The organism is Rhodocaloribacter sp. (genome assembly GCF_056451265.1).
Window position 1 is genome coordinate 58,556 of the sequence record NZ_JBWOPL010000007.1, and the last position, 16,445, is coordinate 75,000.

The following is a 16,445-nucleotide window of genomic DNA, read 5'->3' on the forward strand; positions in this document are numbered from 1 at the left end:
GATGCATACTGACGCAAATCGGATGAAACCGTTGTCGGGTCGAAAATTGGTTCGAAAGCGGTGCGAGAAACATAAAGGGAGGATTAAAACCCGATTAAAGGGAATCAGGAGCGCCGGAGGGCACGCCAGGCGGCCCCGAGATCGAGAGAGCCGGTGAGGGCGCCATGGATGATCCAGCCCAGGACCGCTCCGACGAGCCCGCAGAGCAGGACGAAAATCCCTTCGAGCACCAGCCCGAGCAGCAGCAGCACCCCGAACGTCAGGCCGACGGCCAGCCCGAGCAGCAGGGCCATCCGAGAGGAGGCCGGCGGCGGCCGGTGCGTGTCGGAGGCAGCCGCCGGGGCTTCAGGCGTGGAAAACGGATCGCGAGGTCCCATGAGCACGAGGGTTCGGTTGATGAGGGAGCGGGCAGGGGGGTCACTTCAGCCGTTGCCGGGCATCCTGTGCCGGGAGCCGGGCGTCGATGTCGATGCGGGCGACGGGCAGGCCGGTGTGGCGTTCCAGAGCGTCGTGAAGGACCGTTTTCAGCCGGGCGGCCACGTCGGGCAGGGCTGCCTCCGGCGCGACGGTGATCGGACAGAAGACGTGCAGGCCCTCCCGTTTGAGGCGCACCGTGGGATGAGCTTCGCGGACGCCTTCGACCCGCTCGGCCACATAGGCCGCCAGGTCGGTCAGGCTGCGCTGGGCCAGCGTCACTTGACCTCCTCCGTAGTGCCCGTTGCGTGCCGCACGGCTGAGCACGATGCGTCGTCCTTCCCGGGGAGCGCGCGCCAGCCCGAGCGCCAGCAGCAACAGGCCGAACAGCACCGCCAGGAAGGCCGCGCCGGACCATAACAGCATCCGAGGGAAGGGTTGTTCGGTTAGATTTAGAATCAGGGTGAGGCCGGGAAGGACGACCCCGGCCGGGCCAAGGAGCCCCAGGGTATGCATGAATACCACCAGCCCGACGACCACCAGCAGCAGGCCGAAGAGCGAGAGGATCAGGCGCCGGGTCACGTCAAGCAAGGGGTCGGTCATCTTGGAGCGGAGAGGGTGTTTCGGCGATGGAGAGGTCGAGCACGTGTACATGGACCTCGAGGGGAAGTCCGGTATGCAGGGTAAGCCACCGGCGCTGAAGTCTGGTATGCAGCGCCTTCACCAGCGCGGGGATCCCGGTGGACGGGAGAGCATCGGCGGCGAGGATCAGTCCGAGGGTGGCCACCGCCCGGTCGTCGTCACGATGCAGGGCCACGCCCCGAACCGGGCGGCCGCGCCCCCGGGTCTCGAAACAGCCGCTCGTTGCCAGGGCCGTCACGCCCGGGTGGGCGAGCGCTTCTCGGGCGAGGGTGTCCGCTGCTTCGAGCCAGAGATCGGGTTTCGTCATGGCATTGCAGGTTGAACCTCCGAAGGACGTCGTCGTGGTGTGGGCACGATCTCCACGAACTCGATGTCAATGCGGCCCGGGGTTAGGCCCGTGAGGCCCTCGATGGTTGCTCGGACCCGGAGGCGGACCGCCTCGGCGACGGCCTGGAGGTCTTCCCCGAAGGCACTCGTCAGCCGCAAGTGTATCGTGGGCCGGTCCCCGCCCGGCTCGAAATACTGACGTCGGTGCTGTTGTTGTTCGAGCAGATGAGCCGCCGTGGCGCCCAGCGCGGACCCCATCGTGCCCCCGACGACGGCGCCCACCGGTCCGCCTTCCACAAAGCCGAGGACGCCCCCGGCCATGCCTCCGAGCGCCGCACCGATCATCCAGCCATGCACGTCAATGACGCCGGGCACCTGATGGGCTTCGGCAATAACCAGCTTGTCAAGCACCGCCTCGGAGATGCGCAGACGGCCGGGAGGAAGGTCGGGCGTAAGCATTTCGACGATCGGGAGAAGAGTCGGGTGATAGGTGGCAGGGGCTCCCCGATAACATCTTCAAAAAGTCTTCGTGAAGCATTAAACCTACATTAAAATACCGCGGTCGGGGCGATCCGGGACGTCCGACGGCTACAGCGCGGCGGCGAAGGTGCGGGCGAGCGCGAGCGCCTCGTCGGCGCAGCCCCAGCACAGCGTGAAGCCCGCGCCGCCATGGCCGTAGTTGTGGAGCACGGCGCGGCGCGGCCCCCGGCGTTCGAGCTCCAGACGCACCGCCGGGCGTCCGGGACGCAGCCCCACGCGCACGTCGAGCACCTCGGCCTCGTGCAGGCGCGGCTCGAGCTCACGGCACCGGCGGAGGATCGTCTCCGTCACGGCGGGGTCCGGGGTGAGGTCCCACACGCCCACGTCGGCGACGCCGCCGAGGATGCAGTCATGCGCGCGGGGAATGATGTATGAGATCGCCCGCCGTCCGTACTCGTCGGTGAGGCTGCGACGGAGGCCCGGGTTCGTCACGCGGACGACCTGTCCCCGGATCGGGTAGAGCGCGTCGTCGCCCGTGAGTGCGGCGGCCCCGAGGCCCGTGCAGTTGACCACGAGGCGGTCGTCGTCGGCGAGTTCGTCGAGCGCGGCGAGGCCTTCCGGGCGCACGTCGATCTCGCCGCCGCCCGCGCGGAAACGCCGTTCGAGATACGGGAGAAACGCGGGCGGCTCGGCCAGCGGCGCCTCGATCACGTAGCCATCCACATAGCCGGAGGGGAGGTCGTCCGCTCCGGCGCGCCGGAAGCTTCGGACGGCTCCCTTCCACCACGGGTCGGGGACGGGCGCCTCGAAGAGGTCGATGAGCGGGAGGAGCGAACAGCCGGTGGCGGGGTCCCGGGCGAGGTCGTACAGGGCGTCGAGCGTGGCGCGGCTCCACCCGAGGACGCGGTCGCGGGGATAAGCTTTGTACGGGTACCACACGGCCGCCGCCACCGCCGAGGTCGTCTCCGACGGGAGGGCCTTCGTCACGATGCGCGTCCGGAAGCCCGCCTCCTGAAGGCGGATCGCAGTCGTGAGGCCGATCACGCCGCATCCGACGACGACGGCTTCCACACGTTCGGGTGCCGGAGGTTGCATCACGAGCCTTCCCGCCATCCGGTCCATCCCGGACCGTGCACCACACGCCCCGGCGTCGCGCCCGTATGCTCGCCGTCGCGGAGCACGGCCACGCCGTTGACGAAGACGTGGGCCATGCCCGTGGCATACTGATGAGGCTCGGCGAAGGTGGCGTGGTCCCGGATCGTTTCCGGGTCGAAGACGACGACGTCGGCGAAATAGCCGGGCCGGAGCGCGCCCCGCCGCCGGAGCTTGAGGTTCGAGGCCGGGAGCGTGGTCAGGCGTCGGACGGCCTCCTCGAGCGGGATGAGACCCTCGTCGCGCACGTACCGGCCCAGGAGCCGGGCGAAGTTGCCGTATGCGCGCGGGTGCGGGTTGGTGTTGAGAAAGACGCCCTCGGGCGCGATCGAGCCGGCGTCCGAGCCGAAGCTCATCCACGGGAGCGTGATCTGCCGCCGCACGTTGTCTTCGGACATGAGGAAATACACCGTGCCCACGCGGCTGCTGTCCTCGACGACGAGGTCCATCGCCGCCACCTCGGGCGAGACGCCGCGTTCGGCGGCCACCTCGGCGAGCGTCATGCCGGTGTATCTCCGGAGCTTCTTGTTGCGGAAGCCGACCACGAGCACGTGGTCCGGCCCGGCGGCCAGGAGCAGGTTCTCCCAGGCATCGGTGGGGGTGCGCATCTCGCGGGCCACGCGTTCGCGGACGGCGGGGTCGCGGAGGCGGGTGCGCCACGCCTCGAAGCCGCCCTCCTGCACCCACGGCGGCATGGCCGCGTCGAGGCCGGTGGCTCCGGCGGTGTACGTGTACATGTCGGCGGTGATCTTCAGCCCCTCGGCGCGCGCCGCCTCCACACGGGCGATGACGTCGTCGAGCTTGTGCCAGTTCTCGCGCCCGGCGGCTTTGAGGTGATAGATCTCGGCCGGGATGCCGGCTTCCCGCGCGATGGTGAGCAGTTCGTCCACCGCTTCGAGGAGCCGGTTGCCCTCACTCCGCATGTGCGAGATGTACATCCCGCCGTATGCCGCCGCCACCTTGCTCAGTTCGACGAGTTCGTCCGTGTCCGCATAAAAAGCGGGCGTATAGATGAGCGAGGAGCCGACGCCGAGCGCGCCTTCTTCCATCGCCTGCCGGACGAGCGCGCGCATGCGGTCGAGCTCCTCGGGCGTGGGCGGGCGGTCCTCATAGCCGAGCTCGTGGATGCGCACCGTGGTGGCGCCGACGAAGGAGGCGACGTTCGGAGCCACGCCGCGCCGTTCGAGCGACGCGAGGTACTCGCCGAGCGTCGTCCAGTCGATATCGAAGCGGATGTCGGACTGCGCCTTCTTCATGTCGGTCTTCATGGCGTCGTTGAGCGGCCCCATGGACCAGCCCTCTCCGAAGACTTCGAGCGTGACGCCCTGCCGGATGTCGCTTTGCGAGCGTCCGTCCTCGATGAGCGACTCGGTGGCCCAGCTCAACATGTTGATGAAGCCGGGTGCGACGGCCATTCCGGCGGCGTCGATCTCGGTGCGTCCGCGGGCATCGCCGAGATCGCCCACGGCGGCGATGGTGTCGGCGCGGATGGCCACGTCGCCGCGGACGGGCGGGCCGCCGCTGCCGTCGTAGAGCATGCCGCCCCGAATGACGGTGTCGTATTCGGGCGGCGAGGCGCAGGCGGCGAACAGGAGGCAGGTCAGCATGAGGACGATCCGGGAGGCGAAGGCAGGCATGGGGCGTGGCGGGTGAGGGGAAAGGACGGGGACGCGCCAATATACGCGAAGGGAGGGGGTCGGCGGAAGGGGGCGGGCGCGGCTCAGCCGCAGTCCGGGCGCACGGCGATGCGGATGCGGCGGTTGAGGCGGCGTCCGAGGGGGGTGTCGTCGCGGGCCACGGGCCGGCTCGCCCCGAAGGCGACGACCTCGAAGCGCTCCGGCTCCATCCCCGCGTGCTCGATGAGATACCGGGCGACGGCGGCGGCGCGCGCGGCGGAGAGCTCCCAGTTGGTCGGGTATTTTTTTCGAAGCGTGGGGCCGGGCGGCGTCGCATCGGCATAGCCTTCGACGCGGATGGTCCGCCCGGCGTGTCGGGTGCGGAGGCGGGCGGCGAGCGCGTCGAGGCGGGCGCGTCCGGCGGGGATGAGCGTGGCCGTTCCCGGCGCGAAGAGGTCGTCGACGGCGAGCGCGGCCACCGCCTCGGCCCCTTCGCGACAGAGGGCGAGGCGGTATGCGAGGCGGCTGAGGCTGTCCCGGAGCGCGCCCATGTCGCGGGCATATTGCCCCGAGCGGACGTCGGCATAGAAGGCGAGCGAATCTTCGAGGGCGATGCGTTCGGCCCGGTACGCCGTGTTCACGGCGCGGAGCGAATCGAGGGCGGCCGCCCGTTCGGCCGCGAGGCGACGGTGCGTCGCGCATCCGGCGAGCGCCGGCGCGAGGGAGAGGGCCAACAGGAACAGTCCGCGCGTCGTCATGCCTCCTCCGACGAGCGTTCGCGGCATCCGTTCCTTCGGGGGGCTCAAGAAAAAACGCCCGGCGCCAAAGATGGGACCGGGCGTGTCTGTATAGCTGAGAGGGAGGGTCAGCTATGTTCGACGCACAATCTCGCAATAATCCGGCTTCGATGCAAGCCTTTGTCGAGAAAACCTTTACCGCGCGTTCACGAGGCGTGTTCACGAGCGGCGGTGGGTCATCGTCGCGGTGGCCTGGTCGGAGGCCAGCACCACCATCTCGGTCACGTCCACGTGAGGCGGTCGTGTGGCGCAGAAGGCGACGGCTTCGGCCACGTCGCGGGGCGTGAGCGGCGTCAGACCCGCATAGACGGCGGCGGCGCGCTCGGCGTCGCCCTCGAAACGCACGAGGCTGAACTCCGTCTCGACCAGCCCGGGATCGACCGAAGAGACGCGGACGCCCGTGCCGAGGAGGTCGATCTTGAGCCCGCGGGTGATGGCGCGCACGGCGAACTTGGTGGCGCAATAGACCGTCGCGCCGGCGTAGACCTGCCGCCCGGCAATCGAACCGATGTTGATGATGTGCCCCCGGTCGCGCGCGACCATACCGGGGAGCACGGCCCGCGTCACGTAGAGCAGCCCCTTCACGTTCGTATCGACCATCGCGTCGATGTGCTCGTACCGCTGATCCTGAAACTTGTCGCGGGATTTGGCCAGCCCGGCGTTGTTGACGAGGATGTCGATGGTTTGCCAGGCCTCGGGCAACTCGTCGAGGCGCTCGCGCACGGCGGCGGCGTCGCGCACGTCGAGCGCGAACGTGTGGACGGCGGCGCCGTGGTCGCGGCGGAGGCGTTCGGCGAGGGCGGCAAGGCGGTCGGTGCGCCGGGCGCACAGGAGCAGACGCGCCCCGTGCCCGGCGAAAACCTCGGCGCAGGCGGCCCCGATGCCCGCCGACGCGCCGGTGATGAAGACGATCCGGTCTTTGAGATCCATCATGAAGACGTTTGAGAAAGGTGATCGGATGGGCGAACGAAACTAAGGTAACAAACGGCGCGTCTCTTTCGCCGCCGGGCAAACATTCGTTCTTGCCTTCCTTTTACCTTTTTTCGAAATCCTCGACGGCGTATCCTCACGGCATCTTTTCAAAAAATAAACACGTCTCGCCATGAACGTTCGATGCCTCCGCCCGCTTCTGCTCGCCGCGCTCCTCTTCGGGGCGTCTCCGGCTCCGGGACAGATCCTCAGCCGTCCGGATTATGACGCCGAGGCGACGGCGAAGAGCGCCGCGTACCGGGCCGTCACGGGTGCGGAGACGGCGTGCGCCAACGGGGTGGCGGCGGGCTTCGCGTGCGAGCGTATCAGCCTGCTGAGCTTTTTGCCGATCGGCAACCTTGGCGGCGGAGCGGGCACGCACCTGAACGACATCTGGGGCTGGACCGACCCCGCCTCGGGCCGCGCGTTCGCTCTCGTGGGCAGGAATGACGGCACGGCGTTCGTCGAGGTTACCGATCCCGTCAACCCTGTCTATCTCGGGCAACTCCCGCTCCATGCGGGCGCGCATCCGGCCGCCTGGCGCGACGTCAAGGTGTACGACCATTACGCCTTCATCGTGGCCGACGGCGCGGGGGCGCACGGCATGCAGGTCTTCGACCTCTCGCAGCTCACGAACGTGCCGAACCCGCCCTTCACCTTTGGAGAAAACGCGCACTACGACGCCTTCGGGAGCGCGCACAACATCGTCGTCAACGAAGAGACCGGCTTCGCGTACGCCGTCGGGCTCAGCTCCGGCGGGAACACGTGCGGCGGCGGCTTCCACATCATCGACGTCCGCAACCCGCTCGACCCGAAGTTCGCCGGATGCTTCTCGGACCGGCAGACGAGGCGCGGCTATACGCACGACGCGCAGTGTGTGGTTTATCACGGCCCGGATACGGAGCATGCGGGCCAGGAGATCTGCATCGGCGCGAACGAGAACATGATCACCATCGTGGATATGACGGACAAGGCGCGGCCCCTCGCGCTGGCCGAGGGGAGCTATCCCAACGCCGGGTACGTGCATCAGGGTTGGCTCACCGAGGATCACCGCTATCTGCTTCAGGACGACGAACTCGACGAGCGCTCCTTCGGCTTCCGCACCCGCACCATCGTGTGGGACCTCTCCGACCTCGACGATCCGCAGGTGCTGACCGAATACTTTTCGCCGCTCTCCTCCATCGACCATAACCTGTACGTCAAGGACGGCCGTCTCTTTCAGGCGAATTATACGACCGGCCTCCGCATCCTCGATCTCAACGACGTGAGCCGTCCCCGAGAGATCGCCTTCTTCGACACGTACGGCCCCGACGATGCCGCGGCGTTCCGGGGCGCGTGGAGCGTGTATCCGTTTTTCGAGAGCGGGACCGTGGTCGTGAGCAGCATCGGCGAGGGGCTTTTCGTGCTCCGTCCCCGCCTCGGGACGACCACCATGGTCGATTTCGCCGCTTTCGTAGCCGGTGACGATGCGGCGGAGCTGATGTGGCGGACGACGCGGGAGGAAGACAACGCCGGCTTCGAGGTGCAGCGCCTGGTCGGGGGGGAGTGGACGACGGAGGCCTTCGTGCCGGGCGCAGGCACGACCACCGAGGCGCGCGCGTACACGCACCGCATCGAGGGGTTGCCGCCGGGACGCCACCTCTTCCGTCTCAAGCAGATCAGCCTCGACGGCTCGTTCACGTTCTCGCCCGAAGTGGAGGTGCTCGTGGTGCCGGGCGCCTTCGTGCTCGAGCCGCCGTTCCCCAACCCGTTCACCGACACCGCCACGCTCACGCTCATCGTCGCCGAGCCGCAGCGGGTGCGCATCGAGATGTACGACGCCGCGGGCCGTCGCGTGGCCGGGATCCATGACGGCCTGCTCGAAGCCGGGACCGAATACCGCTTTCGCCTCGACGCCTCCGGACGCTCCGGCGGGACGTACTTCGTGCGCGTCGTCGGCGAGCGCTTCGTGGACACGGAAGAGCTCACGCTCGTGAAGTGAGAGGCGTCAGAGGACGTATTTGACGAGGACGAAGCCGCCACGGCTTTCTCGGCTAAAACAACTCGGGTTGTATGAAATGTTCGTCGAGGATCGCAACGGGTAATCCGTAAAGATCAATGTTGGCGAGCTCTTTCGGCTCGACCTTATGCAGGCCGCCGCCATACGTCCGCCCGTTTGAAACGATCATGTCGCGGGTGACGGACGTCAGGGCTTCCCAAACGGCTTGAACCAATGCCGGATCCTTTTCGAAGAGACGCTTCAGGTGTGGTCGGGGATACAGGTTCAGATAAACGTTCGGGGCGACTGCTTGAGAAAGATTTCGGAAGAATCGAAAAGGAGAGCGGCGTGCCTCTGTGCTTCGGCCCATGTACGAACAGAGAAAGGGAGCCGGGGGACGGTTCTCTTGGTGATACCACGGTGTGCGATGTTTGCACAGATACCGTTCGTGGAGACCTGATTCGATGCCGGTCCGGAGATAAGTCCAGAGCGCGGGATAGTCCTTTTCCACCTGAGCTTCGGGAAGCGGGCAATCGAGTAAAAGACGTTTGTGCTCAAGCGCGGGCATCCCATCGGCTTCGGTTTCGATGACGATTCCACTCAGATGGCGTGGGCTGGGCAATACAGGCTTTAAAAATCGCGCCGGGAGATCTCGATTCTGTGCCTCCTCCGGTGTGAGGATGAAGAAGCCGTTTGCGCCCGTGGCCAGTCCTCGTTTGATGTAAAATAAATCACCGAGTTTTAGTGAGGGACCGGTATTGACCGCTGGGGCGGAAAAAATCCAGTTCCACTTGTCTTTTGTGTGGAGTTCGTTCGCAGGCACGTAACGAGTGCGATTCGGGGCCGTCAGGGAGCCGCCGAAAGTGAAACACACTTTATGATCTGGGGAAGGCTTTGCATTTTTCAGCCATACGATAGCCGACGAAACCAGCGCATCGTCGAATTGAACGTCCTCAGGATCGAATCGGTGCACGTGGAGCAGCGTGACGCGATTCAGCAAATAGCTCCGCAGGCTCCGGCCATAATTCACGTCCATAAATTCACTTGGAATGAGCCACCCTCCGATGCCGTCGCAAGTCATCCACGCGTGCGCAAGATACATGAAGTAGGCATAAAGCCCCGTCAATCCGCTGGGCTTGATCCCCAAGGTGCGTTCGGTAATGCTTCGGAGACGTTCTTTCTGAGAGGCATTCAGGTGATGATGACGAACGTAAGGCGGGTTGCATATGAGCAGGTTAAAGCGTTCCTCTTCAGCATCCGGCGGCGGCTTTTCGGCAAAGTCGGCAATCTCGAGATCGAGCGGCGTCGAGCCCCAGAGCTCCCCGGCAGGTTCGGCATAATGCGGATCGATCTCGAAGCCTTTGCACCGCCTGATGTGCTCAAGGGGGAAGGTTTCGAGGAGTGCTGAGAAAAAGGAGCCCGTTCCGATGGCCGGATCGAGAAAGCGCACTTGTTTCCCGTGCGGCCACAATCGACGCGCATAAGTGAGGATATCTAAAGCGAGGGCGGTCGGTGTGGCAAACTGCCCAAGCCGGTTGCGTTCTCCCTGCGTTTTCGCCGCATCGAGGACCCGCTGAAAAGCAAGCCTCCGGCGCTCGCTTTCGGATTTTATATAACCCGGCGGGGACTCGCCGACGATGGAAGGAGGAGGATCCGGTGGAGAAGAGGGGAGAGGGAAACCGCCGTCATCCAAACCGAAGTAGGCCAGATCATCCATGCGGTGTTCCCATACCCAATCGATGCCTTCGGCAGCCTCATAGCCGAGATACGCCGTATCGAAATAACCGCACAGGAGAAGGATGAACTGTACGGAGGTGCCATACGAGTGACGGAGTTGACGGACCTTCTGGGCTTCCTCTTTGCGCCGCTTATTGGTGTTCGTGAAATCGCCCGCCGACTTCGCCTCAATGAAAAGCGGCAACGTGCCCGGTTGAGCGCGACGCGGCATAATGACGCAATCGATCGGGATATTCACGTGTCGCTTTCCCGATTGAACGGGCACGTTATAGAGAAAGCAAAAGGCACCCACAGGCATTTCGGCGATGCTCGGAAGAGAAGCCGAGGACACCTCTGTATAGCCGCGTGCTTCCAACCATTTCCGCAGCGCATCCAACTGTCGTTGCTCCTGGGCGTTTCGAATGATTGGATCGGATGCCGCACCGCACAAACGATCGGCCAGAACCAGTGAAGCGCGCCGAACGGTCTCGGGGGCAGGTTGTTGGTCCATATCCAACCAGGTGAACAGATCGCGGTCCGCCAGCTGTTTGACAATCCGGCTGACACGGCCTAATTCTTCCATAAGCTGATCTTCCGGCATGCGGGGCGGCACGCGCGGCTTTTTCCCACTCTTGCCCTCCATGCTATAGATCAGGTTGGGCGTCACATAAGCAAGACCAATCAGCCTGTCCCGGGCCAGTGGCGGAGCCGTCGCCATGCGCAGCATGGAAAGCACGCCGGGGTTTCGCCTCAAAAACTCCGGTGAGAGATCCCGGAGGAAATCGGTGTGCGCAAGCTCTTTCTCAACGTAGGCCGTTTGTTTTATGCGTTGCTCCCGATACACCTTTGGGGCAAAGCGCATGAACCATTCGTTGTAAAAGTCAACCGACCGGGCTACGTCTGCCTTCCAGAGGTGCGGTTTATCTGCGTTGACAGCCATTGGTGTCTTGTCCGTCTGTTTCGCGTCTCATGTTAACGACGTGTGTTCGAAAAAGTAAACCTCTTCAGCGCCTATTTTATCCGATACCCCCTCCCTTTCCCAATCACCATGTGGTATGCTTATAGGACGTATTTGACGAGGACGAAGCCGCCGATGAGCAGGACCGTGAAGGCGAGGGCGAGGAGGTTGAAGTACTTGTCGATGAAGGCCTGAATGGGCTCGCCGAACTTCCAGATGAGCCCGGCGATGAGGAAGAAGCGCGCCGTGCGGCTGACCGCCGAGGCGAGCACGAAGAGGGGGAAACTGATGTCGAAGGCGCCCGCGCTGATGGTGAAGAGCTTGTACGGGATGGGCGTGAAGCCTGCCGTAAAGATGATGGCGAAGCCCCATTCTTCGAATTGTTTCCCGAGCCGGAAATAGGCATCCGGGTCGAAGCCCGGGATGTGGTTGAAGAAGAAATGCGCCACCGGGGTGAAGCCGCCGTCGGTGAGCCAGAGGAAGTGTCCGAGCGCGTATCCGCCGACGCCGCCGAGGATCGAGGCGACACTGCACACGAGCGCGAAGAAGAGCGCCTTTTGCCGGCGACCGAGCGCCAGCGCGATGAGCAGCACGTCCGGCGGCACGGGGAAGAACATCGACTCCGAGAACGCCAGCAGGAAGAGCGCCGCGGTGCCGTAAGGCGTCTTTGCCCAGTGGAGCACCCAGTCGTACAAGCTGCGGAGCCAGATCATGCCGTGCGGTGGCCTTCGTTGCGGGGAGGGAGCACATAAAACAGGGCAGACGAAAAACCGTCTGCCCTGCCGCGAAACGTTGGTGGAAAGCGCGTGCGTCTATCCGTCGAGATCCAGCAAGCGACGGATGTGGGCGTCGCGGTAGAGGTCGGGATAGGTTTTCTGGAACTCGTCCTTCTTTTTGGGATCGAGGCAGAAGGCCATTTTGAGCGAGCGGATGCTTTCCTCGGGGCGTCCGAGCGCGAAGAGCGCTTTTGCCTGATGGAAGTACGCGCCCGCGCAGTCGGGTTTCAGGTCGAGGGCGTGTCGATAGGCGCTCAGGGCCTCCTCCACGCGCTGCGCTTCGAAGAGCGTCTCGGCATAGTCGAGCCAGGCCTCCCGGTTCTCCGGCGACACGCGCACGACCGTGCGATAGGCGGTGAGCGCGTCGTCGAGGCGGCCCAGGTTATAGGCGCAGTCGCCTTTGGCGTACCAGTACTCCGGCGTCTCCGGGCTGAGCACGATGGCGCGGTTGAAGTGCGTCATCGCTTCTTCGTGACGGCCGAGGGCGTCGAGGCTGCAGCCGAGGCCGTACCAGGCTTCGGCGTAGGCGTCGTCTTCGGCCAGCGCTCGCTCGAAGTACGCGACGGCCTTTTCGTACTGTCCCAGTTCTTCATAGGCCAGCGCGATGTTGTAGCAGGTGGCCGCGTCCCCGCCTTCGAGCTCGATCACGCGGAGATAGCTCTCGATGGCGCCCGGCAAGTCGCCGAGGTTGGCCAGGGCATTGCCCCGATTGTAGTGCGCCGAGGCGAACTCCTCCATCACGAGGATGGCCATGTCGTACGATGAGACGGCGTCCCGGTAGCGCCCGAGCCGGTTGAGCACGATGCCCCGGTTGTACCAGGCATCCTGGGAGTACGGGTCGATGTCGAGGTGGCGGTCGTAGCAGGTGATGCTCCGTTCGTCTTCGCCGAGGCGGTCGTAGCAGTAGCCGAGTTCGTACCACACTTCGGGGTGCTCCGGGTTCCGTTCGGCGCATCGCTCGAAGGAGGCAATGGCCTCGGAGAGCCGGTTCATGCGTTCGAGCGCGACGCCCCGGTTGAAGAGCGCCTCGTCGTTGAGCGGGTCGAGTTCGAGCACCGCCTCATAGGCTTCGAGGGCCTCGTTTCCCCGGTCGAGGCTGTCGAGCGTGATGCCGCGATTGATCATCGTCTCGGCATCGACGGGGTTGAACGTGAGCGCGCGCTCGTAGGCCGCCAGCGCTTCGGCATGACGCCCGAGGTTGTTGAGCAGAATGCCGCGCCGCATCCAGCCGTCCGAAGAGAAGGGATACATCTCGAGGAGCCGGTCGATCACCCGAAGGGCGTCTTCGAACCGGCCTTCCTCGAAGTAGAAGGAGGCGATATCCTCCAGCGTGTCGGAATCGAAATACGCTTCGTCGTTTTCCTCGAACGACGCCGCCAGGTCCTGGAGGCGCGTTTCGCCGGTAAAATCATCGAAGTCCTCGAATTCGAAATCGAACATGCTCATACAACGCCGCTGGGTTATGCGTGCACCGAAGGACCGAAATGCTTAAAAGCGGAAGCGTCTAAAAGGTTCAGCCGAATATGTCAATAATAAACGGATACCCGGCCATTTGCAAGGATCTCATCTCCCGCGTGTTATAACTATAACGTAGGATTTGTAGATTCTCGTTTTCGATGGAGAAGGGATCAATTCATCCTCCGCCGTCCGCGTCGAAGCGGCGCTTTTGCGGTTCGGGGGACTTGCGAGAGAGGAACCGACATGCTGGTGACATTTGAGGGGCTCGACGGCAGCGGCAAGAGCACGCAGGCGCGTCTGCTCGTGGCGCGTCTGGAGGAGGAGGGCTTGCCCACGCTGGCCGTCCGCGAGCCGGGCGGGACGCCGCTTTCGGAGCGCGTGCGCGATCTCCTCCTCGACCCCGCGCTGCACATCGAGCCGTTTGCCGAGCTCCTGCTCTTCTCCGCCGCCCGTGCTCAGCTCGTGGCCGAGCGCATCCGGCCCGAACTCGCGGCGGGAAGCGTCGTCGTGTGCGACCGCTTTTATGATTCGAGCACGGCCTATCAGGGCGGCGGGCGCGGCCTCGAGAGCCTGGAGTGGTTCCGCTCGTTCAACGCCCACGTGACCGGCGGCCTTCGTCCCGATCGCACGTATCTGATCGAGCTGACACCGGAGCAGGCGCTCGCCCGTCGCGCCGCCGCGGCCGTCGACCGCATGGAGGCGGCGGGCCTGGCGTTCTTCGCCCGGGTGGCCGCCGCCTACCGCCGCCTTGCCGAAGAGGAACCCGACCGCTTCGTCCGCATCGACGGCACGCAGCCCGTGGAGGTGATCCACGCGCAGATCTGGGCGGACCTCCGCCCGCGCCTCCCCCGGCGTCGAGGAACCCCGATTTCCGGCGTCGGTTCATCCGGATAAGGAAGGGACGTGTCGAACCGTGGGCCGGAGCCCGCTCGTCCCCTTTTGCTCACCGAGTACGCCCCTTATGCCGTCCCTGCCGAAGCAACAAGCCGAAGAAGTGCGCCGCATCTTCAGCGAATTCCTGAAGGCGCGCAACCAGCGTCAGACGCCGGAACGCTTCGCCATCCTCGACGAGGTCTACGCCACCGACGACCACTTCGACGCGGATGAGCTTTACCTGCGGCTCAAACGGAAAGATGTCCGCGTCAGCCGCGCCACGGTCTATAACACGCTCGATCTACTGGTCGATTGCAACCTGGTCGTCCGCCACCAGTTCGGCAGCAAACAGGCAAAGTATGAGCGTGCCTACAGCTTCTGGCAGCACGATCACCTGATCTGTATGGACTGCAACGAGCTCTTCGAGTTTTGCGACCCCCGCATCCAGAGCATTCAGGAGATGGTGTCCGAGATTTTCCAGTTCGACATCCGGCATCACTCGCTCCACATGTATGGGCATTGCCGCCGGGAGGGTTGTCCGAACCGCCCCGGCGAGGAGGCCTGAGAGGTCCTCCCGCGCCTCCGGAAGAACCTCCGATTTCGCCTCGCTTGGGTTCTGAACGCCGGCGCGGTGTATAAAGCTTGCGTAAAAGAATTGACCTTTTCAGACCCTTGCCGCTATCTTGCTCCGTTTCGTTGCGCGAACACTTCTTTCTCCATGAAGCGATCGGCTTACCTCATAGGGCTCCTTTTCCTCCTGATGGGAGCGAGCGCCGGCTTCTATGGGGTCAGACTCAGTTTCTTCAACGTAGAGAACGACGCGGGGCAGAACTTCATCATCTCCTGGCAGATGGAGGAAGAGAGCGACGTGCGGGAATACGAGATTCATCGCCGCTCGATCCGCAGCAATGGTGACTTCGTCAAGCTTCAGGCGATCCCCGCGCACGGGCCGAACAAGACGTATACCTTCAAAGACGACCAGGTGTACAAGTCCGCGAGCGAGCAGGTGGATTATCGGCTGGAGGCCGTCTTCAACAACGGCCTGCGTCAGATCCTCGTCTCCAAATCGGTCAACTATACACCGACGGCCATCCGGCGCACGTGGGGCAGCATCAAGGCCATGTTCCAGTAGAGCCGGTCGCCGCGCCGCGCTTCGTCCTCCCGGTCTCGTCGCCGTGGGGGCTTTTTTGTTTTCGGGCGTTTCGGTCTCCGGTTTACTGGGTAAAGAGGCGGACCTCGAAGCCTTCGCGGACGCTCGTGCCCGGTTCCGGGCTTTGCTTTTTCACCACGCCCGTCTCCTCGCCGATGACCACGGAGCGAAGCCGGTGTTCGAGGAGGAAGGCGCGGGCCTGTTCGATGCTCATGCCGGTCACCTTCGGCACCGTCACGTACGTTTCGCCAAGTCCGGTGCTGTACCACAGTTTCACGCCCGAACCCTGCGGCGCCGTCTCCCCCGGCGCGGGTTCCTGCCGGGTCACCGTGTTGGGCGCCGGCGACGGGATGGAATCCGGCAACACCTCCTCCACGATCAGCCCTACCGTGGCCATTCGGTTGCGGGCCTCCCGCAAAGAGATGCCCTCGACCGAAGGCACCTGCACCATCGGCACCGTGCCGCTGTTGACCGTCAGATAGATGCGGCGCCCGGGTTTGACGGTTGCGCGCGGGGGCGGCTTTTGATCTACCACTACGTCGCGGGGCAGGTTCGGGTTGAAGCGCTGTACCTCCCGCTCGACCTGGAGCCTTTGCGCGGCCAGCACCCGCTCGGCTTCTTCGTAGGGCATCTGCCGCACGTCCGGCACCACGATCTCGACGTCCTGGCGGGTGTAGCTCGGCATGAGCCAGGCGTCGACGACGAAGTAGAGCGTCATCCCGATCAGGGCCAGCACGGCCGCGCCGCCCCAGAAAAAAGGATTCTTCAGCAAGGTTCGAAATGATCGAAGACTACGACGGAGAGCGGTGGAGAGCTTCATTATATAAGGTGTAGGATGGCGGGGGAGGGCGCAGAAGGGGCGCCCACGTGAACGTCCGGACGCCGGGGACTCCCCGGGAGTTTCTGGCGGGAGAAAGTAGATTCCGTGAAGGCTAAAAAAAAATGTCGTGGGCGGAAACCTGAGGGGAAAGGGGAGGTTGGAGGGTCTTCGTGCGGCGAACGGGCCGTATGAGCCGGCGCTTTAGCCGGCGCTGTTCTTAGAAAGATTGAAAGAGCGCCGCGAGCGCAGACGGCAGACAGCCTGGGGGTTTGAAGCCTCCTTGAAAGCCGCCCGAGAGGGTTGACGGGTCCCGTCCGCG

16 protein-coding genes are annotated in these 16,445 nt (G+C 64.5%); 4 read left to right on the forward strand and 12 right to left on the reverse strand.

What is annotated here, in order from left to right:
* Positions 1 to 104 precede the first annotated feature (104 nt).
* The 8 genes from AC1HIY_RS00765 to AC1HIY_RS00800 form a co-directional block, all read right to left on the reverse strand.
* On the reverse strand, positions 105 to 377 hold the full coding sequence (locus AC1HIY_RS00765; RefSeq protein WP_479574794.1) for a hypothetical protein: 273 nt from the start codon (positions 375 to 377) through the stop codon (positions 105 to 107).
* 40 nt (positions 378 to 417) lie between these two features.
* A complete protein-coding gene (amaP, locus tag AC1HIY_RS00770; protein WP_479574795.1) occupies positions 418 to 1,017 on the reverse strand; it encodes an alkaline shock response membrane anchor protein AmaP in 600 nt (199 codons plus the stop codon).
* Complete coding sequence (locus AC1HIY_RS00775) at positions 998 to 1,363, reverse strand: hypothetical protein (protein ID WP_479574796.1); 366 nt, start codon at positions 1,361 to 1,363, stop codon at positions 998 to 1,000. The genes amaP and AC1HIY_RS00775 overlap by 20 nt, the downstream gene beginning before the upstream one ends.
* The gene (locus AC1HIY_RS00780; RefSeq protein ID WP_479574797.1) at positions 1,360 to 1,842 is read right to left on the reverse strand and encodes an Asp23/Gls24 family envelope stress response protein; all 483 of its coding nucleotides are present in this window, start codon (positions 1,840 to 1,842) and stop codon (positions 1,360 to 1,362) included. The genes AC1HIY_RS00775 and AC1HIY_RS00780 overlap by 4 nt, the downstream gene beginning before the upstream one ends.
* A gap of 129 nt (positions 1,843 to 1,971) precedes the next feature.
* Positions 1,972 to 2,958: an FAD-dependent oxidoreductase gene (locus AC1HIY_RS00785; protein WP_479574798.1), complete on the reverse strand. Its 987-nt coding sequence runs from the start codon at positions 2,956 to 2,958 to the stop codon at positions 1,972 to 1,974.
* Entirely contained in the window at positions 2,958 to 4,652 is a 1,695-nt protein-coding gene (locus AC1HIY_RS00790; protein ID WP_479574799.1) for an N-acyl-D-amino-acid deacylase family protein, read from the reverse strand. Before AC1HIY_RS00790 ends, AC1HIY_RS00785 begins: the two co-directional genes overlap by 1 nt.
* Positions 4,653 to 4,735: 83 nt before the next feature.
* Positions 4,736 to 5,416: an OmpA/MotB family protein gene (locus AC1HIY_RS00795; RefSeq protein WP_479574800.1), complete on the reverse strand. Its 681-nt coding sequence runs from the start codon at positions 5,414 to 5,416 to the stop codon at positions 4,736 to 4,738.
* Between the two features lie 171 nt (positions 5,417 to 5,587).
* The gene (locus AC1HIY_RS00800; protein WP_479574801.1) at positions 5,588 to 6,361 is read right to left on the reverse strand and encodes an SDR family NAD(P)-dependent oxidoreductase; all 774 of its coding nucleotides are present in this window, start codon (positions 6,359 to 6,361) and stop codon (positions 5,588 to 5,590) included.
* Between the two features lie 169 nt (positions 6,362 to 6,530).
* Between AC1HIY_RS00800 and AC1HIY_RS00805 the strand changes: the two genes are divergently transcribed.
* A complete protein-coding gene (locus AC1HIY_RS00805) occupies positions 6,531 to 8,378 on the forward strand; it encodes a choice-of-anchor B family protein (RefSeq protein ID WP_479574802.1) in 1,848 nt (615 codons plus the stop codon).
* Positions 8,379 to 8,430: 52 nt separating this feature from the next.
* Here the strand turns inward: AC1HIY_RS00805 and AC1HIY_RS00810 are convergent, their stop codons facing one another.
* From AC1HIY_RS00810 to AC1HIY_RS00820, 3 genes are all read right to left on the reverse strand, one after another.
* Positions 8,431 to 11,031 (reverse strand): XamI family restriction endonuclease, encoded by a 2,601-nt coding sequence (locus AC1HIY_RS00810; RefSeq protein ID WP_479574803.1) that lies wholly within the window; start codon positions 11,029 to 11,031, stop codon positions 8,431 to 8,433.
* A gap of 119 nt (positions 11,032 to 11,150) precedes the next feature.
* The gene (locus tag AC1HIY_RS00815; protein ID WP_479574804.1) at positions 11,151 to 11,762 is read right to left on the reverse strand and encodes a YqaA family protein; all 612 of its coding nucleotides are present in this window, start codon (positions 11,760 to 11,762) and stop codon (positions 11,151 to 11,153) included.
* Between the two features lie 99 nt (positions 11,763 to 11,861).
* Positions 11,862 to 13,271, reverse strand: coding sequence for a tetratricopeptide repeat protein (locus AC1HIY_RS00820; RefSeq protein ID WP_479574805.1), 1,410 nt, complete (start codon positions 13,269 to 13,271; stop codon positions 11,862 to 11,864).
* 255 nt (positions 13,272 to 13,526) lie between these two features.
* Between AC1HIY_RS00820 and tmk the strand changes: the two genes are divergently transcribed.
* The 3 genes from tmk to AC1HIY_RS00835 all read left to right on the forward strand — a co-directional run bounded on the left by tmk (position 13,527) and on the right by AC1HIY_RS00835 (position 15,288).
* Positions 13,527 to 14,177: a dTMP kinase gene (gene tmk, locus AC1HIY_RS00825; protein ID WP_479574806.1), complete on the forward strand. Its 651-nt coding sequence runs from the start codon at positions 13,527 to 13,529 to the stop codon at positions 14,175 to 14,177.
* A 67-nt stretch (positions 14,178 to 14,244) separates the two neighbouring features.
* Positions 14,245 to 14,721: a Fur family transcriptional regulator gene (locus AC1HIY_RS00830; RefSeq protein WP_479574807.1), complete on the forward strand. Its 477-nt coding sequence runs from the start codon at positions 14,245 to 14,247 to the stop codon at positions 14,719 to 14,721.
* A gap of 153 nt (positions 14,722 to 14,874) precedes the next feature.
* Entirely contained in the window at positions 14,875 to 15,288 is a 414-nt protein-coding gene (locus AC1HIY_RS00835; protein ID WP_479574808.1) for a hypothetical protein, read from the forward strand.
* Between the two features lie 82 nt (positions 15,289 to 15,370).
* Here the strand turns inward: AC1HIY_RS00835 and AC1HIY_RS00840 are convergent, their stop codons facing one another.
* Entirely contained in the window at positions 15,371 to 16,078 is a 708-nt protein-coding gene (locus AC1HIY_RS00840) for a PASTA domain-containing protein (RefSeq protein ID WP_479574809.1), read from the reverse strand.
* Positions 16,079 to 16,445 lie beyond the last annotated feature (367 nt).